23 protein-coding genes are annotated in these 23,219 nt (G+C 63.4%); 11 read left to right on the top strand and 12 right to left on the bottom strand.

What is annotated here, in order from left to right; translation table 11 throughout:
* The first annotated feature begins 319 nt into the window (after nt 1-319).
* Nucleotides 320-1,213, top strand: a complete 894-nt coding sequence (rarD, locus tag G3N59_RS20345; protein ID WP_205984426.1) for an EamA family transporter RarD — start codon at nt 320-322, stop codon at nt 1,211-1,213.
* Between the two features lie 15 nt (nt 1,214-1,228).
* Here the strand turns inward: rarD and G3N59_RS20340 are convergent, their stop codons facing one another.
* The gene (locus tag G3N59_RS20340) at nt 1,229-1,777 is read right to left on the bottom strand and encodes an Mpo1-like protein (protein WP_205984425.1); all 549 of its coding nucleotides are present in this window, start codon (nt 1,775-1,777) and stop codon (nt 1,229-1,231) included.
* Between the two features lie 81 nt (nt 1,778-1,858).
* Here G3N59_RS20340 and G3N59_RS20335 point away from each other — a divergent pair, with 81 nt between their 5' ends.
* From G3N59_RS20335 to G3N59_RS20325, 3 genes are all read left to right on the top strand, one after another.
* Nucleotides 1,859-2,638, top strand: coding sequence for a Crp/Fnr family transcriptional regulator (locus G3N59_RS20335; RefSeq protein WP_205984424.1), 780 nt, complete (start codon nt 1,859-1,861; stop codon nt 2,636-2,638).
* A 129-nt stretch (nt 2,639-2,767) separates the two neighbouring features.
* Nucleotides 2,768-3,412, top strand: a complete 645-nt coding sequence (locus G3N59_RS20330) for an HAD family hydrolase (RefSeq protein ID WP_205984423.1) — start codon at nt 2,768-2,770, stop codon at nt 3,410-3,412.
* 73 nt (nt 3,413-3,485) lie between these two features.
* Complete coding sequence (locus G3N59_RS20325) at nt 3,486-4,724, top strand: dienelactone hydrolase family protein (protein ID WP_205984422.1); 1,239 nt, start codon at nt 3,486-3,488, stop codon at nt 4,722-4,724.
* 30 nt (nt 4,725-4,754) lie between these two features.
* Here the strand turns inward: G3N59_RS20325 and G3N59_RS20320 are convergent, their stop codons facing one another.
* Nucleotides 4,755-5,015 (bottom strand): hypothetical protein, encoded by a 261-nt coding sequence (locus G3N59_RS20320; protein ID WP_205984421.1) that lies wholly within the window; start codon nt 5,013-5,015, stop codon nt 4,755-4,757.
* Nucleotides 5,016-5,441: 426 nt separating this feature from the next.
* On the opposite strand from G3N59_RS20320, the gene G3N59_RS20315 reads away from it, so the two are divergent.
* Entirely contained in the window at nt 5,442-6,299 is an 858-nt protein-coding gene (locus G3N59_RS20315; protein WP_241023641.1) for a peptidoglycan DD-metalloendopeptidase family protein, read from the top strand.
* Nucleotides 6,300-6,333: 34 nt separating this feature from the next.
* Nucleotides 6,334-6,927, top strand: coding sequence for a YSC84-related protein (locus tag G3N59_RS20310; RefSeq protein WP_205984473.1), 594 nt, complete (start codon nt 6,334-6,336; stop codon nt 6,925-6,927).
* 71 nt (nt 6,928-6,998) lie between these two features.
* Here the strand turns inward: G3N59_RS20310 and G3N59_RS20305 are convergent, their stop codons facing one another.
* Together G3N59_RS20305 and G3N59_RS20300 are read right to left on the bottom strand one after the other, a co-directional pair.
* Nucleotides 6,999-7,775, bottom strand: a complete 777-nt coding sequence (locus G3N59_RS20305; RefSeq protein ID WP_205984420.1) for a DNA/RNA non-specific endonuclease — start codon at nt 7,773-7,775, stop codon at nt 6,999-7,001.
* Nucleotides 7,776-8,089: 314 nt separating this feature from the next.
* On the bottom strand, nt 8,090-8,449 hold the full coding sequence (locus tag G3N59_RS20300; protein WP_205984419.1) for a DUF3564 domain-containing protein: 360 nt from the start codon (nt 8,447-8,449) through the stop codon (nt 8,090-8,092).
* Between the two features lie 350 nt (nt 8,450-8,799).
* On the opposite strand from G3N59_RS20300, the gene G3N59_RS20295 reads away from it, so the two are divergent.
* The 3 genes from G3N59_RS20295 to G3N59_RS20285 all read left to right on the top strand — a co-directional run bounded on the left by G3N59_RS20295 (nt 8,800) and on the right by G3N59_RS20285 (nt 11,317).
* A complete protein-coding gene (locus tag G3N59_RS20295; RefSeq protein WP_205984418.1) occupies nt 8,800-9,222 on the top strand; it encodes a rubrerythrin family protein in 423 nt (140 codons plus the stop codon).
* Between the two features lie 120 nt (nt 9,223-9,342).
* On the top strand, nt 9,343-10,695 hold the full coding sequence (locus G3N59_RS20290; protein ID WP_205984417.1) for a heterodisulfide reductase-related iron-sulfur binding cluster: 1,353 nt from the start codon (nt 9,343-9,345) through the stop codon (nt 10,693-10,695).
* Between the two features lie 40 nt (nt 10,696-10,735).
* The gene (locus G3N59_RS20285; protein ID WP_205984416.1) at nt 10,736-11,317 is read left to right on the top strand and encodes a DUF3501 family protein; all 582 of its coding nucleotides are present in this window, start codon (nt 10,736-10,738) and stop codon (nt 11,315-11,317) included.
* A 7-nt stretch (nt 11,318-11,324) separates the two neighbouring features.
* Here the strand turns inward: G3N59_RS20285 and G3N59_RS20280 are convergent, their stop codons facing one another.
* Nucleotides 11,325-11,786 (bottom strand): GNAT family N-acetyltransferase, encoded by a 462-nt coding sequence (locus G3N59_RS20280; RefSeq protein WP_205984415.1) that lies wholly within the window; start codon nt 11,784-11,786, stop codon nt 11,325-11,327.
* Nucleotides 11,787-11,911: 125 nt separating this feature from the next.
* Here G3N59_RS20280 and G3N59_RS20275 point away from each other — a divergent pair, with 125 nt between their 5' ends.
* Nucleotides 11,912-13,429, top strand: a complete 1,518-nt coding sequence (locus tag G3N59_RS20275; protein ID WP_205984414.1) for a PLP-dependent aminotransferase family protein — start codon at nt 11,912-11,914, stop codon at nt 13,427-13,429.
* Nucleotides 13,430-13,534: 105 nt separating this feature from the next.
* A complete protein-coding gene (locus G3N59_RS20270) occupies nt 13,535-14,251 on the top strand; it encodes a GNAT family N-acetyltransferase (RefSeq protein ID WP_205984413.1) in 717 nt (238 codons plus the stop codon).
* On the opposite strand, the gene G3N59_RS20265 is transcribed toward G3N59_RS20270, so the two are convergent.
* The 7 genes from G3N59_RS20265 to G3N59_RS20235 all read right to left on the bottom strand — a co-directional run bounded on the left by G3N59_RS20265 (nt 14,227) and on the right by G3N59_RS20235 (nt 23,152).
* Nucleotides 14,227-15,531, bottom strand: coding sequence for an FAD-dependent oxidoreductase (locus tag G3N59_RS20265; protein ID WP_205984412.1), 1,305 nt, complete (start codon nt 15,529-15,531; stop codon nt 14,227-14,229). The genes G3N59_RS20270 and G3N59_RS20265 overlap by 25 nt on opposite strands.
* Nucleotides 15,532-15,558: 27 nt before the next feature.
* On the bottom strand, nt 15,559-16,851 hold the full coding sequence (locus G3N59_RS20260) for an FAD-binding oxidoreductase (RefSeq protein ID WP_205984411.1): 1,293 nt from the start codon (nt 16,849-16,851) through the stop codon (nt 15,559-15,561).
* Nucleotides 16,852-16,922: 71 nt separating this feature from the next.
* Nucleotides 16,923-18,530 carry a DUF3138 family protein gene (locus tag G3N59_RS20255; protein ID WP_205984410.1) on the bottom strand — a complete coding sequence of 536 codons (1,608 nt, stop codon included), beginning with the start codon at nt 18,528-18,530 and terminating at the stop codon, nt 16,923-16,925.
* Between the two features lie 153 nt (nt 18,531-18,683).
* Entirely contained in the window at nt 18,684-19,595 is a 912-nt protein-coding gene (locus G3N59_RS20250) for an ABC transporter permease subunit (protein ID WP_205984409.1), read from the bottom strand.
* Complete coding sequence (locus tag G3N59_RS20245) at nt 19,592-20,560, bottom strand: ABC transporter permease subunit (RefSeq protein ID WP_205984408.1); 969 nt, start codon at nt 20,558-20,560, stop codon at nt 19,592-19,594. Before G3N59_RS20245 ends, G3N59_RS20250 begins: the two co-directional genes overlap by 4 nt.
* Nucleotides 20,561-20,576: 16 nt before the next feature.
* Complete coding sequence (gene potA / locus G3N59_RS20240; RefSeq protein ID WP_205984407.1) at nt 20,577-21,728, bottom strand: polyamine ABC transporter ATP-binding protein; 1,152 nt, start codon at nt 21,726-21,728, stop codon at nt 20,577-20,579.
* Nucleotides 21,729-22,036: 308 nt separating this feature from the next.
* Nucleotides 22,037-23,152 carry a polyamine ABC transporter substrate-binding protein gene (locus G3N59_RS20235; RefSeq protein ID WP_205984406.1) on the bottom strand — a complete coding sequence of 372 codons (1,116 nt, stop codon included), beginning with the start codon at nt 23,150-23,152 and terminating at the stop codon, nt 22,037-22,039.
* Between the last annotated feature and the right edge of the window lie 67 nt (nt 23,153-23,219).

Here is a 23,219-nt window from a genome sequence, read left to right as displayed (position 1 = left end):
CGAAGACTTCCGTTCTAGTCCATCGCGCCGGGCAATACACGGACTAAATTGCGATTTTCGCTGCGGCAGCGGAGGGCGCATCGGCCGTGCCCGCGTTCCGGCGCGGCCTGCAGCGCATTAGAATGCCGGCTGGCGCGCAGTGACAGACAGCGCTCCAAATTCAATAACCGATTCAAATGACAACGTCTTTTCCGGCGCCGCCTGTTTTTTGCATGGCCGCGATCCGGCTTGCCTGCACCCGCGGCATGCCCGAAATCCCCGACACCTTCGCCATTCGCATTACGACGACCTTGCGCGCAGCCCGCGCCGCGCTCCGCCGATGAACACCAACGACCCCGGGCGCGGCATCGCGCTTTCCGTGACCGCATCGGCGCTATTTGCGCTGATGTCGGCGTACACCTTGTTGCTCGCGCCGCTTGGCGGCCTCGATATCTTCGCCTGGCGCGTGATCTGGACCGTGCCCGGCGCGCTCGCACTGCTGGTGGTGCGCAAGCGCCTGCCGCAGTTGCTCGAACTGGTCATGCGCGCGATCCGCCAGCCGCGCATCGCGCTGATGCTGGCCACCAGCGCCGCGCTGCTCGGCCTGCAGATCTGGGTGTTCCTGTGGGCGCCGCTGCACGGGCGCATGCTCGAAGTGTCGCTCGGCTACTTCATGCTGCCGCTGGTGATGGTGCTGGTCGGGCGCTATTACTATCACGAGCGCCTGGAGCCGCTGCAATGGATCGCGGTGGCCTGCGCGGCCGTGGGCGTCGCGCACGAACTGTGGGCCACGCACGCGTTTTCATGGCCGACGCTGCTGACGGCGCTCGGCTATCCGCCGTACTTCGTGCTGCGCCGCAAGATCCACGCGGATTCGCTCGTGACCTTCGCCATCGAAATGATCCTGCTGCTGCCCGTGGCCTTCATCGAAGTCCATACGGGCGGCTCGCTGGCGCTGGTGAACAGCCACGCGTGGCTGGCCTGGGTGCTGCTGCCGGGGCTCGGCCTGATCAGCACGATCGCGCTCGCGACCTATCTGAAGTCCAGCCGGCTGCTGCCGATGGCGCTGTTCGGCATCCTCGGTTATGTCGAGCCGGTGTTGCTCGTGGTCATCTCCGTCACGCTGCTGGGCGAGCATCTCGGGCTGCGCCAGCTCGCGACCTATGTGCCGATCTGGATCGCCGTGGCCTTGACGGCGCTGCACGGCGCGCGCCTCGTGCGCCATTCGCGCTGAGCGCGTAGACGGTTTTTATCGCGCCGCGTGCCCGCGCGGCGGATTGATGCGCGTAGGGCCGGCCTTGGCTTCGATGGCCTCGCGCAGCGCGGGGCGCCAGCCCAGACCGAACAGCGCCTCGGCGAGCACGAAAAGCGGCCCGATGATCAGGCCCGCCAGATCGTCGACGAAAGCCGGCTTGCGATGTTCGTAGGCCACGTGGCCGATGAACTGGAACGCCCAGCCCACCACGAAAAGCCCGATGCCGCCCGCGAGCCACATCGCCGTGCCCTGCTGCGCGAACCACGCGCCGATGCTCAGGCACACCGCCGCGACCGCCGCCATCATCAGGCCGAGCGGCACGTCGAGCACGAGGTAATAGAGCGTCGTCGCGCCGAACAGCAGCCACGCGGGCGAGAGCGGCACGGCCGCGAGCGGCCACGCAACGCCCGCGAACACCGGCCGCGAAAGCAGCACCGCGAGCGCCAGCACGATCATCGGAATACCGACGAAATGCGTGGCGATATTGCGCGAGTCGCGATGATATTCGGCGTATTGCGTGAGCTGATCGGTCAGGTTTCTCATGGATGTCCCCTTGTCTCTAAAGTCATTATGATCGTCGGGCGCACCGCCGCAGACCTTCGGCTAGCCGACAATCTCGACTCGATGACTTCACGCCCCGACGATTCCGCCATCACGAACGCCGCTCCACCTGGACTGCCGCTCGACTCTGTCTCGCCGTGCCTCGCGGCGGCGCTGGCGCGCAGCACGTGGTTCGCCGGTCTGCCCGAGCCGTTGCGCGCCGGTTTGATCGCCGGTGGCCGCGTGCGCACGATGCGCGCGGGCGAGCGGCTGTTTCTGCGAGGCGACGCCGCCGACGGCGTCTATTGCGTGCTCGAAGGCGCGGTGCGCATCGGCGCGGCGAGCGCGTGCGGACGCGAGGCGCTGCTCGCGTTGATGGGCCCGGTGAGCTGGCTTGGCGAGATCGCGCTATTCGATTCCGGCGTGCGCACGCACGATGCCTATGCCGAGCGCGACACCACGCTCTTTCACGTGCCGCGCGCGGCGCTGGCGGCGCTGCTCGACGAAACGCCCGCGTATTGGCATGAATTCGGCTTGCTGCTGGCGCAGAAGCTGCGCCTCGCCTTCGAGGCCATCGAGGAAAGCGCGCTCCTGCCCGCCGCGCCGCGTGTGGCGCGCCGCCTGCTGCTGCTGGCGGCCGGTTACGGCGAAGCGGGTCTCGACGCGGCCAGCGACGCGCCCGACACCGATGCGGCCCGCCACGTGATCCACGTCCCGCAGGAAGACCTCGCGCTGATGCTCGCGCTGTCGCGCCAGACCGTGAACCAGATCCTGCGCCAGTTCGAGCGCGACGGCCTGCTGGTGCTGCGCTACGGCGAAATCGAGATCGTCGATGCCGTGCGTCTGGAGCAGCAGGCGCGCTGACGCGGCGATCGGCATTGCAGCCGCGCGCCTTTTGCCCCGACAATGACGCGGCTTACAGCGCGCCTGCCCGCGCTGCCGAACCCGTCTTTCAACCGGCCGCCTGCGCGCGGCGCTTTCCGATACCGCTTCATGACCGACCGCGTCATTGCCGCCTTCGATTTCGACGGCACCATCACCACGTCCGACAGTTTCCGCGCTTTCATGCTCGACACGGCAGGCAGCACGCGTTTCGTGCTCGCCGCGCTGCGCTGCCTGCCGTGGCTCGCGGGCATCGCGCCCGGCTGGTCGGATCGCGGCCGCACCAAGGCGCGCTTCCTGAAAGCCGCGCTCGGCCCGGTGCGCCGCGAGGCGCTGGACGCCGCCGCACAGCGTTTTGCCGCTAACGGCCTGCGCGAGATGCTGCGCCCCGAAATGCTCGAGCGCATTCGCGAACATCAGGCGCTGGGCCACGAAGTGGTGCTGGTAAGCGCATCGCCGTCGATCTATCTGCGCAAATGGGCGCCGACGGTGGGCATCGACACCGTGCTGGCGAGCGAGCTGGAATGGCGCGATGGCGTCTACACTGGGCGGCTCGCGGGCCGCAACTGCTGGGGGCCGGAGAAGGTTGCGCGGCTGCGCGCCTGGTGGGGCGATAACGCGCCCGCCACGCTCTACGCCTATGGCGACAGTCGCGGCGATCTGGAAATGTCGCAACTCGCCAACCACGCATGGATACGCGGCGAAGCGCCGTTCCCGTCGCTCGCGCCGGCTGGCGGCTTCGGCGCGCCGGCGTGAGCCGGTGACCCTGTGAGCGACTGACGGGCGAGCGGACACGAGACATCGGAAAACAACTGAAGGAGACGACCCCATGAACGGACAATGGACCACGGTGAAGTCGCGCGACGGCGGCGAATTCCGCGCCTACACGGCGCTGCCGCCCGAAGGCAGCGGCCCCGGTCTCGTGCTGCTGCAGGAGATCTTCGGCGTGAACGCGAACATGCGCGCGACCGCCGAGCGCTACGCCGAAGAAGGTTACGTGGTCATGGTGCCCGACCTGTTCTGGCGTCTGGAGCCGGATGTCGATCTGGGCTACGAAGGCGCGGACATGGCGCGCGCGCTTGCGCTGCACGATCGTTTCGATGTCGATCTCGCGCTCGACGATATCGCGCAGACGCTCGGCGCGTTGCGCGCGCATCCTTCGCAGCGCGGCAAAGTGGGCACGCTGGGCTTTTGCCTGGGCGGCAAGCTCGCGTATCTGGCGGCGGCGCGCACCGACATCGACTGCGCGATCGGCTATTACGCCGTGGGTCTCGAAGCGTATCTGAACGAAGCCGAAACGATCCGCTGCCCGCTGATGCTGCACTTCGGCGGCGAGGACAAATGGTGCGACGCGGCTTCGCGCGCGCGCATCGAAGCCGCGCTGGCGGACACGGCGGGCGTCGAGCTCTACACGTATCCGGGCTGCGATCACGCCTTCGCCTCGCCCGCACGCCCGCAATTCGACAAGGCCGCGGCGATGATGGCGTACTCGCGCTCGCTCGCGATGCTGCGCCGCGTGATGGGCCCGATCTACGACTTCAACGCGCTGTGGGAAGAACACTGCTACCACGAATTCGTCGCGCGCAACCCCAACGACGTGATGCCGACGATGGTCGCGCAGCCCTACGTCAACCACATCCCGACGATGACGGGCGGCGTCGGCCACGACGAACTCAAGCGCTTCTACACGCACCATTTCGTGCACTCGAATCCCGAGGACACGCGCCTGATCCCGATCTCGCGCACCATCGGCTCCGATCGCGTGGTCGACGAATTCATTTTCTGCTGCACGCATGACCGCGAGATCGACTGGCTGCTGCCGGGACTCGCGCCCACCGGCAAGTATTTCGAAGTGCCGATGCTGGCCGTGATCTGCTTTCGCGGCAGCAAGCTCTACAACGAGCACATCTATTGGGATCAGGCTTCGGTGCTGGCGCAGATCGGCGCGATCGATCCCACCGGCCTGCCGATTGCCGGCATCGAAAGCGCGAAGAAACTGCTCGACGAAACCCTGCCGTCGAACACGCTCATGCCGGCGTGGAAAAGCAGCGAAGGCAAGCCGTTCTAAGCCGGCCTTCCACGTGATGGATCGCGCTGCTTACTGAAACGGATTGTCGATCACGCCGGGCTTCGCGTCCGGCTCCTCCTTCACCTGCGCGGGCAGATGCGGGTCGGCCTGCAGCTTCGCCACCACGTTATCGAGCGCCGCCTTCAGCGCGAGCGCGGCGGCCAGTCCGCGCCGGTCGCGCGTGATGTCGAGCGTGCCGGCCAGCGTCACGCGCGTGCTGCCGTTGGTGAGCGTGAGCGCGTCGCCCTGCACGTTCAGGACATCGTCGTCGTTTGCGTATGCGTCGAACACCTTGTATTCCTCCTTGAGCGCGATGCACGTTGGGCTCGCATTATAAAAAACGCAGCGCACGGCCATCAAACTGTCTGCCGATGCCCGCCGCCCAGTCTGTATCGTCGAATCTGACAGCCAAAACGGTAGAGCGCTGTGCGCGAATGTGAAGCCATTGTCAGGCTGACAACGCCGCGCTGACGCAGATCAACACCGAATCGCGAATCCGCTGCACTTCACGGCAAACCGATGATGATGACGCACCTGTTGCCTGAACAAGGAGTGCGTCATGGGAATTCTAGACAAGGTGGCCGAAATCGCCGTCGTGGCGGTGAAACTGACTGAAGTGAGTGCGTGCGGCGACGCATCGGCAATCATCGATACACGGGCCTGACGATGCGGGTTTCGCGTATTGCGCAAAGGCGGGGCGCGTGCCTCGCAGTGGTGATGAGTGCGTGCGTGTCGCTGCTCGCGGCTTGCACGTTGACGCCGTGGCAGCCGCTCAGCCGTTCCAGCGACGATAGCAACGCCGACGACGCTTCTGCCGCCACCGAGGCCAGCGCGCCCGGGCCGGCTTCGGCCACGCCGGTGATCGTGCCCACGTCCAGAGTGGTGGCCGAGGTGCCTGCCACCGCGAGCAAAGCCGCCGCCGCGAAGGACTTCTATCGCGTGAAGACCGGCGACACGCTTTATCACATCGCCGCCGCGCACGGCCAGCGTCCCGCCGATATCGTCGCGTGGAACAAGCTGCCGGCTTCGGGCCAGGTGAAAGTGGGGCAACTGCTGCGGGTTGCGCCGCCGGTGAAGAGCGCGGCGGCGCCCGCTCCGGCGCCTGTGCCGGTCAAGCAAGCGTCAGCGACGCCTGCCGCGCCCGTCGCGCCTGCAGCGCCCGAGCCTGCGGCCAAACCTCGCGCGACCACCGCGCCCGCCCCGGCCTCCCGCTTCGTCTGGCCGATGAACGGCAGCGTGGCCACGTCGTTCGCGCCGGGCAAGTCGCGCGGCATCGTGATCGCGGGCGCGCCCGGCGAGCCGGTCAAAGCGGCCGCTGCGGGACGCGTCGTCTACGCGGGCACGGGCATCCAGGGCTACGGCAAGCTCATCATCGTCAAGCACGACGCACGTCTCGTGACCGCCTATGGCCGCAATGGCCGCTTGCTCGTCAAACAGGGCGAATCCGTCAAGCAGGGCCAGACGATTGCCACCAGCGGCGCCGATGCCGCGGGCGTCGGCACGCTGCTCTTCGAAGTGCGCGAGAAAGGCAGGCCCGTCGATCCGCTGGGCAAACTGCCGCGCGCGCAATCGTGAAGATCGTTGTGGAGTCCGTATCGAAATGAAAGCCATCAACCGACGACAATTCCTCGCAACCGCCTGCACGAGCCTCGTGGGCTTCGCAGGCCTGACCGGCTTGAGCGCCTGCACCGCCACGCCCGCCAGTTCCGCTTCGGCCGATGCGAACCTGCACGCGCGTCGCGAAATCGATGCGAACGTGGAAGCGGCGCTCGCGCGTCTCTACAGCACGGTGAAGGGCTCGCGCGAACTGTTTTCGAAGGCGCGCGCGGTGCTGGTGTTTCCTGAAGTGATCGGCGCGGGTTTTGGCGTGGGCGGTCAGTACGGCAAAGGCGCGCTGCGCGCGAGCGGCCGCACGGTGGGCTATTTCAGCACGACCTCGGGTTCGCTGGGCTTCCAGGTGGGGGCGCAATCGCGCGCGATCTTCTACGCCTTCATGACGCAGGGCGCTTACGATCGCTTTCGCCGCAGCAGCGGCTGGGCGGCGGGCGCGGACGGCACCGTCGCGCTCGTGAAGATGGGCGCGAACGGCACGATCGACACGTCGACGGCCGTCAATCCGATCGAGGCCATCGTGCTCACCAACGCGGGCCTGATGGCGGGCGTTTCGCTCGAAGGCTCGAAGGTTTCGCGGCTCGACCTTTAAGCGCGTAGCCGCGGTAACGACTGAAAAAGCGCGGCGCAGCAGACTGTCGCCGCGCTTTTTATTTCACGCGCTCACCAGCCCCATTTGCGCACGGTAAAGGCGTGGCCGTTGAAGGCCACGTTCGTCCTGGCGGCGACATCGGCGGGAATGCCGGGGAATGCGATGCCTGCCTGCGCGCCCAGATCGCGCACCGGGCGGATGTCGTAACGGTCGGCGCTGGCGTTATCGGCGACGATCGCGAACGCGAGTTTCTGCGACGGCACGTACACCACCTTGAAGATTTGCGTGGGCACCAGCACGCGCGTCGCGCCGATCGTCTGCAATTGCGCGCCGGTGAACAGCGGGCCGGTCACGACATAGGCTTCGCCGTATTTATCGGCGAGCTTGCGCACGGCCGCTTCGATATGCGCCCACAGACGCTGGTTGTTGTCGCGGTTCTGGGGAACGATGTTGGCCAGAGAAAACGACTCGGCCATCGCTTGCGGATTCCAGCGATTGCCCGCCGGGCTCATGTGACCGCGATCGAAACCGCTGCGCTTGTAATCGGCGAGCGTCGCGCCTTCGCCGGCCGGCAGGCGGTCGTCTTCGAAGAAGCGGTTGGTGCGGGTCATGTCCTTCGCGGCGTCGAGGTGATCGCGCGTCAGGTGTTCCGCCGACCAGAGCGGCCCGTGCGTGATGCCCGAGTGCAGCACGACGAAATCCGAATAGCAGAGCATGTGCGTCTTCGGCGCCATGCGCGCGTTCGTGAGCGCGGGGAACTGGCCGTCGGGGACAAATGCGGAACAGGCGGGTGCGGCGAACGCATGGCCTGCGAAAGCCATGGCGAGACAGGCAAACAGCTTCTTCATCGGCGAATCGGAAAGGCAGAAAGCGCGCGGGCGTGGCGCAGGCTTGCGCGCGGCGTCGCGTCAGGTCAGTAAAGGGCCTGAAAGTATAGCGGGCAGGCTCGTGCGCGGCCATATCACGTCATGCGCGCGTCATGCGATGCGGATCGGCGCAAAGAGGGATGGCACCGCCGCGAGGCGGCGGTGCGGACGTGAACAGGCGGTAGGGTGTTGCCTAGGTGTTGCTGCGCGCGGCGTGCCGGAACGTCACGCGGTCAAGCAGGAGAGCGGCTGGAACCCGGCTGGGAGTGAACCCTCGGAGCCCGAGGAGCCCGAACTCAGCCAGCAAAGAGCGCGTTTTCAGCGTGGACCTTCTGCCGATCCACGGCTTGCAGGCGCCACTGGCCTTCCATTGGCGAATGCGAGGTTTCGCACGACCACGTGGCGTCGCCGTGCGCGGAACTGATTTCCTGGCGGCGGTTCACGTGCAGGCCGCGCAGGGTGCAAAGCGGTTGGTCGGCGAGCGGCGCGCACAGCGCCGTCACACCGTTGGCATCGTGCATCTCGCCCCATTCGGGAAGATCGATGCCCGCGTGCGACTCGCGCGACCAGCGTTGCTGGTCGGTATCGAGCCAGAGCACGGCGTAATCATGATTCACGGTCGGATCGGGACCGTTGATCAAAATCGTCAGTCGCATGTGAACTCCGAAAAGAGCGCGTGGGCGGACGCGCGACAGTCTGGGCCAGGGGAAATTCTCAGTCTAGGACGTATGTTTCCATCCGCAAGTCGTTTATTCACATATTGGGACAGGTCAATCTTCAGATTAGGCGATGAAGGCGGGCGGGCCGCTGTGACACGGCGTCGCTCAAGGCTTCGAGGCCGTTTGCAGGCATTTCGTTCAACGCACTATCGGCGAGATTGAAAATGGCAATTGGGAACGCAAACGGCATTTCCTAGATTGATAGAGCGGCGGAGTCCGCATAGCGTCTTGCTGCACCGCACGAAGATGCGTCGCGCCGCGTCCCCAAATACAGGATGGAGGCATAGATGACACAGCTCAAAGGCTCGAAGACCGAGCAAAATCTCAAGGACGCCTTCGCAGGCGAATCCCAGGCGAATCGCCGCTATCTCTACTTTGCTGCCAAGGCCGATGTCGAAGGGCAGAACGATGTCGCCGCGCTGTTCCGTTCGACTGCCGAAGGCGAAACCGGCCACGCGCATGGCCACCTCGAATATCTGGAAACGGTCGGCGATCCGGCGACGGGCTTGCCGTTCGGCACGTCGCGTCTGAATCTGCAGGCGGCTATCGCGGGCGAAACGCACGAATACACCGACATGTATCCCGGCATGGCCAAGGCCGCGCGCGACGAAGGTTTCGACGAAATCGCCAACTGGTTCGAAACGCTCGCCAAAGCGGAACGCAGCCACGCCAACCGCTATTCGAAAGCGCTGGACGCTTTGGTCGAATAAGTTCGCGCACGGCACGTCATTACTGGCGCACGCGACGCACTGGCGGCGCGCGGTCCAACCGCGCGCGCGTGCAAGCGTGCGCATGGCGTGCCTTACATCAAATAGAAAAAAGGAGACGTCATGCCCCACAAGGAAGGCAGTCTCGAAGCGCCTACGCGGCATCCGCTCGACTGGCAAAGCGACGCGTTCTACGATCAGGCGAAGCTCGACGACGAACTCGCGCGCGTGTTCGATATCTGCGCGGGCTGCCGGCGTTGCGTGTCGCTATGCGGCGCGTTTCCGGCGCTATTCGATCTCGTCGACGAAACCGATACGGGCGAAGCGCATGATGTCGATAAGGCATCCTATGCAAAGGTTGTCGATCAATGCTATCTCTGCGACCTCTGCTATATGACGAAGTGCCCGTATGTGCCACCGCATCCGTGGAATGTGGATTTTCCGCATTTGATGCTGCGCGCGAAGGCGATTCATTATCGCAACGGCGAGGTGCAACTACGCGATCGCGTGCTGTCGAATACGGATGCGTTAGGGCATCTCGCAGGCATTCCCGTTGTGACGCAGACCGTCAACGCGGTGAACGCCACGAAGCCGATGCGCGCCGTCATGGAAGATGCGCTGGGCGTGGATCGCCATGCATGGCTGCCTTCGTTTGCCACGCGCAAATTTCGCAGCGCGGCGCGCAAGGCCACGTCGAGCGAGGTGCGCGACGGCGAGCGCACGCCTGGCAAGGTGGCGATCTACGCAACCTGCTACGTGAATTTCAACGAACCGGGCATTGGCCACGACTTGCTGGCGGTGCTCGATCACAACGCCATTCCCTATGTGCTGGTGAAAAGCGAAGCGTGCTGCGGCATGCCGCTGCTCGAGCAAGGCAATCTGGAAGGCGTGGCGAAAAAGCAGGCTGCGAATATGCCTGTGCTTGCGCAATACGCGCGCGAAGGCTATGCGCTGTTAGGCGCGGTGCCTAGCTGCGTGCTGATGTACAAACACGAACTCCCGCTGATGTTCCCCGACGATGCCGATACGCGCGCCGTAAGCGACGCTTTCTGGGACCCGTTCGAATACTTCGTGGCGCGCAATCGCGATGGTCTGCTGAAGACGGATTTCACCACGCCGCTAGGCAAGGTGTCGTATCACGTACCGTGTCACGCGCGCGTGCAGAATATCGGCCGAAAAACTTCGGACCTGCTTTCGCTCGTGCCGGAAACGAAGGTGACGGTGGTCGAGCGTTGTTCGGGTCACGCCGGCACATTCGGTGTAAAAAAGGAATTTCACGCGATGTCGATGAAGATCGGCACGCCGGTTTTCAAGCAGATGGCGCTAAGCGATCCCGATTTCATTTCATCGGATTGCCAGCTTGCGGGACATCATATTGCGCAAGGCATCGAAGAGAACAAGCTCGCGAATGCGGAGAGCGGCGCACCGCCGCTTGCGCACCCGCTTACGCTGTTGCGAAAAGCCTACGGCATTTGATACGTACTGCGATGCAAATATCAAGCGAGAGGAACATCCCATGACGATCGCCAGAGATTCGCTGCTGTCGCTGGAATCCTATGCGAAACAGCGCACCGCAATGCGCAGCCAGATTATCGAGCACAAGAAGCGCCGCGCCGTGGCGTTAGGCAATCACCTGACCTTTCTGTTCGAGGACGAAGCGACCATCCGCTATCAGATTCAGGAGATGCTGCACATCGAGCGGATCTTCGAGGAGGACGGCATCCAGGGCGAACTCGACGCCTATCTGCCGCTCGTGCCCGATGGCAGCAATCTGAAAGCGACGCTGCAGATCGAGTACGACAACGAGATCGAGCGGCGAGCCGCGCTTGCGCGTTTGATCGGCATCGAAGACCGCGTGTTCATGCAGGTGGCAGGCGAGCCGCCCGTGCACGCCATCGCCGATGAAGACCTCGAACGCGATAACGCCGAAAAGACCTCGGCCGTGCATTTCGTGCGCTTCGAATTCACGCCTGCGATGATCGATAAACTGCGCGCGGGCGCGGCGTTGTCGATCGGTTGCGATCATCCGCATTACCGCTTGCCCGCGCAGTCGATCGAGGGCGCCGTGCGCGCGTCGCTCGTGAGCGATCTCGCGTGAGCGTGCGTTAAACGTCCTTGCGATACATGACGAAGCCGGGTTTATCGGCGACATCGTCGTAGAGGCGCATGGCCGTGTGATTCGTCTCGTGCGTGTGCCAGTAGACGCGCTTCGAATTCGAGGCCTTTGCGTGCGCATAAACCGCTTCGATCAGCGCGCGTCCCACGCCTTTGCCGCGCAGATCTTCGGCCGTGAAAAGATCCTGCAGATAGCAGATCGGGCCGTCGAGCGTGGTGTTGCGGTGATAGATGAAGTGCACGAGACCCACTACGCGTTCGCCGTGCAGCGCGATCAGCGCATGCATGGGTTCGTAGCCGTCGAAGAAGCGTGTCCACGTGGTTGCGGTAATCGGCTCGGGCAGCGCAGTGGGTCCAAAGCGGCCATAGAAACGGTTGTAGCCGTCCCAGAGCGGACGCCACGCGTCGTAGTCGGCGGGCGTGACGGCGCGCACCTGGATCGCTTCAGTCATCATGGTTCTCCTTGTCTTCAAGCCGACTCGCGGCAATGTTCGGCAATCGATAACAGACGCCAGCGTAGGCGATTTGTGGCACCATTGTTAGTCCCACCCACGCGACAAAACATGGAGCCACGAGATTGGACTACGCGCTGATGATGTCGGCCTACGAGCGCCGTGCGCGCGCGAGCGCGGCGCGCCGCCTCACGCAACAGGACCTGCTTTACGAAAGCCTGCGCCGTGCGATTCTCGACGGCGATATTGGCCGTGGTACGCGTCTCGCTTCCAGCCGCACGCTCGCGGAAGAACTCGATATCGCGCGTAATTCGGTGCTCTATGCGTATGAGCGGCTGGTGGATGAGGGTTTCGTCACGGCCACGCGGCATGGTTCGGTGGTCAACGATGTGAAGGCCACGGCGGCGCAACCGTCGGCGCAGATCGAGCCGCCCGCAAGCGCCGCGCGCACGCTCTCGCGGCGCGTGCGGGAGTTGCCGCCACGTCGTGCGGCCAGCGGCGCCGCCGCGGCGTTGCGGCCCGGCGTGCCCGCGCTCGATGCGTTTCCGCTCGTGCAGTGGCGCGCGGCGGTGGAGCGTGCGATGCGCGAAGTGGACGCGAGCGAGCTTGGCTATGGCGATAGCGTCGGCCAGCCGGCCTTGCGTCAGGCGATTGCGCAATATGTGCGCGTGTCGCGCGGCGTGCGCTGCCAGCCCGATCAGGTTTTCATCACCGACGGCACGCAGACGAGTCTCGACATCAGCGCGCGTTTTTTCGCCGACGAAGGCGAGCGCGTGTGGATCGAGAATCCAGGCTATCTGGGCGCGCGCGTGGCAATGCTCGCGGCGGGATTGTCGCTTGTGCCCATTCCGGTAGACGCTGCGGGGATGGCCGCGCGCGAAGAGGACTGGCGCGATGCGCCGCCGCGCCTCGTTTATCTCACGCCTTCGCATCAATATCCGCTGGGCTGCGTGCTGAGTCTCGAACGGCGTCTGGCGCTGATTGAACATGCGCGCGCGTGCGGCGCGTGGATCATCGAAGACGACTACGACAGCGAACTGCGCCACGACGGGCCGCCTTTGCCCTCGATTCAAGGTCTCGCCGACGATACACCCGTGATCTACCTCGGCACCTTCAGCAAGACGCTGTTTCCCGCGCTACGCATTGGCTTCATGATCGTGCCGCGCCAGATCGTCCCGCAGATGGAAATGGCGCATCGCACGCTGGTACGGCAGGGACGCGTGGCGGAGCAGCTTGCGTTGGCGGATTTCATCGAGAGCGGACGCTACGCCAGGCATTTGAGGCGCATGCGCAAGCTCTATCTGGCGCGTCGCGACGGACTCGTGGCGGCCATCGAAAAGCATCTGGGCGGGCTGATGACGGTGTCGGCGGACGCGGGCGGCATGCATTTGAGCGTGCGCCTGGATGCGCCTTTCGCCGATGTGGCCGTGAGCGAAGCGGCGAGGGAACATGGTCTGGCGCTTTCGCCTTTGAGCGCTTACTGGCTGGATGCAAAGGCCGCAACGGGTGCGAATAGTGCGGATCACGTGCCGTATAACGGCTTCCTGCTAGGCTATGCGGAGGCCACGCCTGAGGCATCGGATCGCCTGATGGAGACGCTGGCGAAGGTGATGCGGGGGATGTCCGCCAACCAGGCGCTCTGACCGTGTGGCGCGAATGACGCCGATGTTGTCATTTCCGCTTCTATACCGCCTTCGTGCGCAGCCATAGAATCTCTACCTACTCAATCGACCCACCGCGAGACAACGATGAGCCGTCACGACCGAAGCTTGCTCGACAATCCCACATGGTTTGCATTGACCACCACGCAGGCGAAGCTCGCTCGCGGCACGGGAGCGGCGCGCCGCTACGACGCTGCGGTTGCGCCGTTCGCGGGTCTGGAAGCCATGACGGAAGGGGCGCTTGGCGCACTCGGCGAACTGCTTGCGCGGGATGAATTCGCCGTGCTGCCATCGACGACGGATCTTCCGGAGGTCGCTGGCATCCACACCGAGCGGATGTTTTCGCTGGTGCAAATGGCGGACGAAGAAAGCGTTGCAATGCCCGAGCACAGCGATGTAGTACGGCTCGAAACGAAAGACGTCGCCGCGATGCTCAATCTGGTTGAGCGCACGAAGCCTGGACCATTCGGTATCCGAACGATCGAAACAGGAAACTACATCGGTATTCGTGACGGCGAAAAACTCATCGCCATGGCGGGAGAGCGCATGCGTCTCGACGGCTTTGTCGAAATCAGCGCAGTCTGCGTGGACGACGATTATCGCGGCAGGGGCATCGCCGCGCGTTTGATGAACCTGCTTCGCAACGAGATTCGACAGCGCGGCGAAACCCCATTTCTTCACGTGCGCGATGACAACACACCGGCCATCGCGCTATACGAACGGCTGGGCTTCAAGGCGAGAAAGACCTTCTCGCTCTACAAAGTGCAGCACGCGCTCGATCAGAACATTTCCAGTACGCGGTGATACATCATGCCGATTTCCAGCGCGGGCCGACGCCACGCCGGTCCGCCTGGAAAACGCGCGTGACGTAGCTGTGAAAACAGCTCGAACGAGGCGCGCTCGCCCGCGATGGCCTGCGCGACCACGCGCCCCGCGATGCCGGTGAGCGCGACGCCGTGCCCGGAAAAGCCTTGCACGTAGTAGTAATTCGGGTCCACTGCGCCAAAATCCGGCGCGCGATTACGCGTGACGTCGACAAATCCGCCCCACGCATATTCGACGTTCACGCCTTCGAGTTGCGGGAATACGCCGGTCATGCGCGTCTTCATCGCTTCGGTCAGTCGCGCGGGTGCCGCGCCCGTGGAATCTGCCCGGCCGCCGAACAACAGGCGATTGTCTGCCGACAAACGGAAATAATCGAGGAAGAAGTTGTTGTCGCAAATCGCGGCGCGGCCCGGCATGAGCGCATCGGCGCGCTCGCGGCCCAGCGGTTCGGTCGCGATGATGTACGAGGCGATGGGCGCGATGCGCGCTTCCACGGGCGCGGGCAGCACGCCGCCAGGCGCGGCGTTGCAGCACGAAACGACGAAGCGGCAGCGTACTTCGCCGCGCGCGGTTTTCACCACCGGTTTCGCGCCGCGCACCACATCGAGCACGCGCGAATGCGCGAACAGTTGCGCGCCTTCCTTGCGCGCGGCAGCGGCAAGCCCCAGGCAATACTTGAGCGGATGCAGATGACCCGACACCGGGTCGAACACGCCCGCCAGATAGCTTTGCGAATTCACGCGCGCACGCGTGGCATCGGTATCGAGCCATTCGAGCTTGTCGTAACCCCAGCGCGTGCGCGCCGCCTCCATCCACGAACGCAGACTGGGCACGCGTTTGGGCTTCGTAGCGACCGTTGCAAAGCCCGAGGTGAAATCGCATTCGATCCCGTAACGGGCGATGCGCTCCTTCACGAGTGCGATGCCTTCGATCGACAGCGCCCACGCCGCACGAATACCCTGCGGACCAAGCTGCTTTTCCAGCACTTCGTCTTTCGCGAAGCCCACCAGCGTTTGCCCGCCATTGCGGCCCGACGCGCCCCAGCCCGGCCGATGCGCGTCGAGCACCACCACCGACAAGCCGCGCGCACGGCATTCGAGCGCCACCGACAAGCCCGCGAAACCCGCACCGATCACGCAGACATCCGCGTCGACAACGCCTTCGAAAACCGGGTCGTCGTCGGCGGGGCGCGTGGCAGTGGCTTCGTAATAGGAGTGGCGGGCGAGCACGTCCGCCTGGGCGTCGAGGTCTAGTTTCATCGAGGGTTATCCGTTAAAGCAGGTCCATCAAAGCAGGTCTTTCATGCGATACCACGCCATCGCCAGCACGAGGGCGGGGGTGCGCAGTGTCGCGCCGCCGGGGAAGTCGCGATGGCGGATCTTGCCGAACAGGTCGAAGCGCGCGGCCTGGCCGTGGATCGCTTCGGCAATCAGTGTCCCTGCGAGCCCGGTCGTATTGACGCCGTGGCCTGAAAAGCCTTGCGCAAAATATACCGTAGGCGAGAGGCGGCCAAAATGCGGCGCGCGATTCATGGTGATATCGACAAAGCCGCCCCACGCGTAATCGACCTTCACATCGGCGAGTTGCGGGAAGGTCTTGAGCATGTCGCTGCGCATCGCTTCGCCCAGATTGCGCGGCTCGAAAGTCGAATAGCTGACCTTGCCGCCCCAGAGCATGCGCGTGTCGGGCGCGGGGCGGAAGTAATCGAGCACGAAGCGGCTATCGCAGACAGCCGCCTGCGCGGGCATCAGCGCGGCCATGCGCTCCTTGCCGAGCGGTTCGGTGGCGATCACATAGGTGCCCACTGGCATGATCTTGCGCGCGAGTTCCGGCGCGAGTTCGCCCAGATAGGTATTGCATGCGAGCACAACGAATTTCGCACGCACCTTGCCTTGTGCGGTTTCGATCGTGTGGCCGTCGTGTTCGTTGCGAATGCGCGTAACGGCGCTGTCTTCGAAAATCTGCACGCCAGCTTCGCGTGCCGCGCGTGCGAGACCCAGCGTGTAATTGAGCGGATGCAGATGGCCGCTATCGAGATCGTAAAGACCGCCGGGATAGCGCGCCGATTGCACGTACTGGCCCACGCCATCGCCATCGACGTAACGAAAGCGGTCATAGCCAAAGCGCTGCGCGGCTTCGTCGCGCCAACGCTTGAGATCGTCGACGTCGCGCGCCTTGTTGGCGGCGGTGAAATAGCCTTCGGTGAGTGCGCAGTCGATATTGTGCTTCGCCACGCGCGACTTCACGATGTCGAGCGTTTCGAGCCCCATCGCCCACATCTGTTGCACTTCGCTTTCGTTCATGAACTGCCTGAACGTGTCGATACCGCAGGCGAAGCCGCCAATCAGCTGTCCGCCGTTGCGCCCGCTTGCCGCCCATCCGACCTTCGACGCTTCGAGCAGCGCCACGCGATAGCCGCGTTCGGCAAGATTGAGGGCGGTCGAGACGCCGGTAAGGCCCGCGCCGATCACGCAGACATCGGCGTCGAGCGTGCCTTGCAGTGCGGGATGGCGGGTGGCGTCGTTGGCCGTGGCTGCGTACCAGGACGGCGCGTGAGACTGATTGGCGAATTTGAGCATAGAAAAGACGTATGAAATAAAGCGGGCGGCGATGCGGAAGTTCCGCAGGCGCGCCGCCCGCTCTCCACTCCTTAGAACGAGTAGATGAACTGCGCTCCCAGCAAGTCATTGCTCTTGCTGTACGAGCCGTCGTTACGCAGGAACACGTTCTGCGAAGCCCAGTCGTGGCGATATTCGACCTTCACCGTGATCTGCTGGGTCGGGTAGAACAGCAGGTCGAGCGCTACGTCCTGACGCACGGCGCCCTTGCACTGGAAGCCCAGGCCGCCATTGGCTTCCGAATTTGCCAGGCAGTCCGCACCAATGCCGAAGCCGTTGTACGGGTCCATACCGTTGCCGTTGAGCGCCACGCCACCACCGCCGCCGCCGTTCTTGCTATCCACGAGCAGGTCGTAACGGGCGGTTACGCCCATACGGCCCACCACCGGCGCATTGAACTTGCGGTGCGCGAGCAGCGAGAAGCCGTACCACTGCGCGTTGCCGCCGTTGTACGCCGCGCGCTGCTGCTGGCCGTAATCGACTTCGGCGTTGTACTGGATGTCGGCTGCGGTGTAGCTCGCGTCGACTTCGCCAAAGAAGAAGTAGCCGCCCGAACTCGTGGCCTGACCGCCCGGACCGTAGACCACCTGACCCGTCGTCGAATCGGTGGCGCTCGACAGCGTCTGACGACCGATATTGATCGAGCCGCCGATATCGAGTGCGCTCGACATCGTGTAATCCGCGCGCGCCGTGAAGGTCGGGATCTTGTTGCTCGTGGTGATCGGGTCGCCCAGCGCGTTCGTGCCGGTCTGCGTGACCGAGCCATACGTGCGGTATTGCTCGTTACCCAGCATGAACTTGAAGGCCCACTGGCTGCCGTCCGGCGTGTAATTCCAGCCCACGCCCACGTAGCTGCCCGGGTCCGAGAAGTCGTACAGCAGGTTGTGGGTGAGGGTCAGCATCTGGTTCGACTGCTGCACCTCGTAACCGCCGAAGCTCGGCATCAAACCGGCCACGAAGGTCTGCGTCGCGGTGATCGGCACCGTGACGACCGCCGTGTTCAGGATGTTGTTGCCGATGTCGCCATGCTCGTTGGCCAGCAGCGTGATGCCGTTGCCGCGGTTGGGCATGAGCGTGATTTCAGCCGACGGCGCCATCGGGCCGACACCGAACGTCTTCTTGATGTCGAGGTAGAGATCGCCGAACGTGCTGTTGAAGTAGTTGTACGAGCTTTCGTGGTTCGCGAACAGGAACGACGAAGAGCCTGCCGCGCGGTTATAGATATACGACGGGTCGATATAACCGGTGATCGACAGACCTGCGATCGGGCCGGTCGAGGCGGCATCCGAAAGCGAATCGACCTTCAATTGCTGGCTCGCGATCTGCTGCTTCATCGAGTCCACATCGTCGTTGGTCAGATGCGCAGGCGCCTTGCCGTAATCGGGCGAGGAGATGTCGACTTCAGGCGCGGCCGCCGTGGTCGTGGCTCCCGACGCTGCGGCGGCGGGCGCAATAGCCAGCTTCGACGAACCCTTTGCCGTGGTCTTCGATCCGGCGAGTTCGCTCTTGAGCGATTTCACCTCTTTTTGCAGGGCATTCAACTGCTGCTGCAGGGCCTTGATCTGATCGCTGGTCGAGTCCGCGAATGCGAGCCCCGGCAGTGCCCCGGCCACCAGCAGACAGATTAACTTCTTCTTCATCGACATTCTCCTTATGGGTCGGTATTGCAGGCGTTTCGACACGTAGTTCTTCTATTGCAATGGTGCTGTTCTGTACTGCTGGCCGTTTTATTGCGGCACGCGTCATCGCGACGCGTGCCGTATTTCTAGCTAGTCAGACTCGCGATTCAGCAATCACGCAGCGCGGCGGCCGATCGGCGCGCCCACTGCACCGGGCGGCGCGCCAGCCGTTGCGGTTTCGGCCGGGTCGGGCAGCGCAAACGCCATTTGCATATCGCGCATGCGTTTCTTTTCCCGCGCACTCATCAACTGATTCACGGCGATCACGCCAATCGTCACGGCCGAGATAAAGAGCGTGGCGAGCGCATTCATTTCCGGGTTCAGACCGAGACGCACACGCGAGAACACCACGAGCGGCAGCGTCGTCGAGCCCGGGCCCGAAAGGAACGCGGAGAGCACCAGATCGTCGATGGAGAGCGTGAACGAGAGCAGCCAGCCCGACAGCAGCGCTTGCGAGATCAGCGGCAATGTGATGACGAAAAACACCTTCAGCGGCGTGGCGCCCAGATCGAGCGCGGCCTCTTCGAGCGACTTGTTCATCTCCTTCACCCGCGACTGCACGATGATCGCCACATACGACACGCACAGCATCACGTGACCGATCCAGATCGTGAGAATGCCGCGCCCGGCGGGCCAGCCGATCATCTGCTGAAGGGCCACGAAAAGCAGCAGCAGCGAGATGCCCTGAATCACTTCAGGAATCACCAGCGGGGCGTTGATCATGCCGGTGTAGAGCGTGAAGCCACGGAATCGACCCATGCGGGCAAGCACAAAACCCGCCCACGTACCGATCACAACCGAAGCAAACGCCGTCATCAGACCGATCTTCAGCGAGAGCCACGCCGCCGAAAGCAGCTCGTCATCCTGCAGCAGCGCTGCATACCACTTGAGCGAAAAGCCCGACCACACCGTGACCAGTTTCGATTCGTTGAATGAATAAACAACGAGACTGATGATCGGGATATACAGAAACAGAAAGCCGAGTGTGAGAACACTGGTGGAAATCGCGCGATTGGGCTTGATCATTTGCTTTCCTCCAGTTCCTTGACCTGGTAGTACTGAAAGACGGCCATCGGCACGAGCAGCAGCAGCACCATGGCGACGGTGACGGCGGAGGCCATCGGCCAGTCCATGTTGTTGAAGAACTCGTCCCACATGACGCGGCCGATCATGAGCGTGTCCGCGCCGCCGAGCAGTTCGGGAATCACGTATTCGCCCACCGCCGGAATGAACACGAGCAGGCTGCCCGCGATAATCCCGTTCTTGGACAGCGGCAGCGTGATCTGCGTGAACGCCACCCACGGCTTCGCACCCAGGTCATACGCGGCTTCGAGCAGCGTGAGATCCATCTTGCAGAGGTGCGCGTAAAGCGGCATCACCATGAACGGCAGATACGAATAGACCATGCCGATATAGACACCCGCATCGCTGTGATAAAGGCGCAGCGGCGAATGAATCAGGCCGATGGCAATCAGCGCGTGATTGAGCAGGCCGTCGTCCTTGAGAATGCCGATCCACGCATAGACGCGAATCAGGAACGAGGTCCAGAAAGGCAGCATCACGCCCATCATCAGCAGATTGCGCGTGGCGGGATTCGAGCGCGCAATGTAGTAGGCGATGGGATAACCAATCAGCAGACAGAAGAACGTCGATACCGCTGCCATCTTCAGCGAGCTGATATAGGTGGCGATATAGAGGCTGTCCTGCAGCAGGAACGCATAGTGCGAAAGCTGCAGGGCGAGATGCACCATGCCGTCCTTCATCTCGACCAGGTTCGAGTAGGGCGGAATGCCCATGACCTGATCGGCGAAGCTGATCTTGAGCACCAGCACGAAAGGCAGCGCAAAGAACAGCGCGAGCCAGATGAACGGCACGCCGATCACAGTGCTGCGGCCCGACGGCACGAAGCGCGAGAGGATGCGCGCGAGCGCACCGCGCCGGGCTACGCCTTGCGGCGCGCCGGAAGAGGAAGTCGAGGGAACGGAACTCATTTAGTCATCCTCCTCATCATGCCGTGAGCACGACGCCGCTGGCCGGCGACCACGAGACGAAGACATCGTCGTTCCAGGCCGGTGCGCCATCGTTCATCAGTTGCGAGCTGGAGAGATTCGACACCACCACCTTGCCGCCCGGCAGGCGCACGTGATAGAGCGAATAGCTGCCCATATAGGCCACGTCCGAGACCACGCCACGCGCCCAGTTGTGCGGCGTACCCGGCTTCTCGCGCGTCACGCGCACGCGCTCGGGGCGCACCGAAATGCCCACCGGCATGCCCAGCGGCCCGGTCACGCCATGGCTCACATACATGCGCGTTTCGAGGTCTTCGCTTTCGACGAAAATATGATCCGGTTCGTCCTCGACGACCTTGCCTTCGAACAGATTGGTCGAGCCGATAAATTCGGCGGAGAAGCGGCTATTCGGAAACTCATAGACTTCGCTGGGCGAACCGATCTGCACGATACGGCCTTCGCTCATGACGGCGAGGCGGTTGGCCATCGTCATCGCTTCTTCCTGATCGTGCGTGACCATCACGCAGGTGACATCGACCTTCTCGATGATGTTCACCAGTTCGAGCTGGGTCTTCTGGCGGATCTTTTTATCGAGCGCGGACATCGGCTCGTCGAGCAGCAGCAGTTTGGGGCGCTTGACCAGCGAACGCGCCAGCGCAACACGCTGCTGCTGGCCGCCGGAAAGCTGATGCGGCTTGCGCTTCGCGTAGCGGCTCATCTGCACGAGATTGAGCGCATCGGCCACGCGTTCCTTGATTTCGTTCTTGGGCACGCCTTCCTGCTTGAGGCCGAAGGCGACGTTCGATTCCACGCTCATATGAGGGAAAAGCGCGTATGACTGGAACATCATGTTGACGGGGCGGCGATACGGCGGCAGCGTCGCGAGGTCTTCGCCATCGACAAAGATCTTGCCGGAGGTGGCGGTTTCGAGACCCGCGAGCATGCGCAGCAGCGTGGACTTGCCGCAACCCGAGCTGCCGAGCAGCGCAAAGAGCTCGTTCTTCGCGATGTTCAGGCTCACGTTATTGACGGCGACGCTGTCGCCGAACTTCTTGACGACGTTTTCGATGCGTACGAAAGCGTCGCGGGAGTTGGCCGTCGCGGCAGCGCGAGCGGCTTCGGAGGCGTTGACTTGGGACGTCGAATTCATGATGTAACTGGTTCCTTTCTGATCGCGGTACTGCCCGTTCTTGCGTGCCGCGTACAAACGCAGGCATGAGCCGTCCCGCACGGGGCGCTAAAGCGACTCGCGGACGTCAGTACTGCGAACGGAGCTCGTTGGAGACTGGCGCGTCGTCGTTAATCGGGGGCGGCGCGCTCAGCCGGACTTCGAACAGCGGACTTCTGGCGGAGAGGGGTCGAGCGATCCCTCATCCGCGCTTTGTCTCCTTCCATCTCCTGCGGGATTCAGCCGTTCGTCGACGGTTGTCTATCTGATATCCCGACGGGGTTAGGCGCTCAGTGGCCCGTCTTCAATTGCGACCAGAGACGGTTTTCGAGGCGCAGGATTTCGGCCGGCATTGGCTTCATCAGCGTCATCTTCTTGAGGACTTCGTCGCCCGGATAAACGGTCGGGTCCTGTGCCACGCCCGGCGTCACGAACTGGCGTGCGGCCTTGTTGGCGGTCGGGTAGAAGACTTCGTTGGTGATCGCGGCGTTGACCTTCGGGTCCGAGATGTAGTTGATCCACTTCATCGCGGCTTCGGGGTGCGGAGCGTCCTTCGGCACGACCATCACGTCGAACCACAGCAGGCCGCCTTCCTTCGGATTGGTGAACTTGATGTGATACGAACGCTTCGCTTCTTCGGCACGGCGGTGAGCGATGCCCACGTCGCCCGACCAGGCGAACGCGACGCAGATGTCGTTGTTCACGAGGTCGTTGATGTAGCCCGACGAATTGAACTGCGTGATGTACGGACGGACTTTCTTCAGCGTTTCATACGCGGCCTGATAGTCGGCCGGATTCGTGCTGTTGGGGTTCTTGCCCATGTATTGCAGCGTGGCGGCAAAGGCGTCGGCGGCCTGATCGAGGAACGAGACGCCGCAACCCTTGAGCTTCGAGAGATTGGCCGGATCGAAAATCAGCGACCAGCTATCGAGCGGAGCACTGGCGCCAAGGGCTTTTTCGACGGCTTCCTGGTTGTAGCCGATACCGTCGGTGCCGTACGCCCAGGGCACGCCGTACTGGTTGCCCGGATCGGCGTCCGCAATCATGTGCATCAACACAGGGTCGAGATTCGACAGATTGGGGATCTTCGACTTGTCGAGCTTCTGGTACACGCCGGCCTGAATCTGCTTGGCCATGTAGTTCGAGGTCGGCACCACGATGTCGTAACCCGAGCTGCCAGCCAGCAGCTTGGCCTGCAGCGTGTCGTCGCTATCGTAGTTGTCGTACTTGACGTGAATACCCGTCTGCTTTTCGAAGTTCGGGATCGTGTCTTTCGCGATGTAGTCGGACCAGTTGTAGACGTTCAATGAGTCGTCTGCGGCGCGAGCCGGCTGGCTCGCCGTGAGACCCGCGCAAACTGCGAGCGCGGCCAGTGCGACGGCATGACGAAGATGTCTGACACTCATGTTGATTTCCCCAGATGATGAAAGTCGGCGGGCGGCGCCCGCACCCCGTTGTGCGCCGCCGGCCCTA

Origin of the sequence: Paraburkholderia sp. Ac-20340 (genome assembly GCF_017104965.1) — a bacterium.
Lineage (GTDB): Bacteria > Pseudomonadota > Gammaproteobacteria > Burkholderiales > Burkholderiaceae > Paraburkholderia.
The sequence above is the reverse complement of the archived record's forward strand: the minus strand, read 5'-3'. Positions and strand labels throughout refer to the sequence as shown.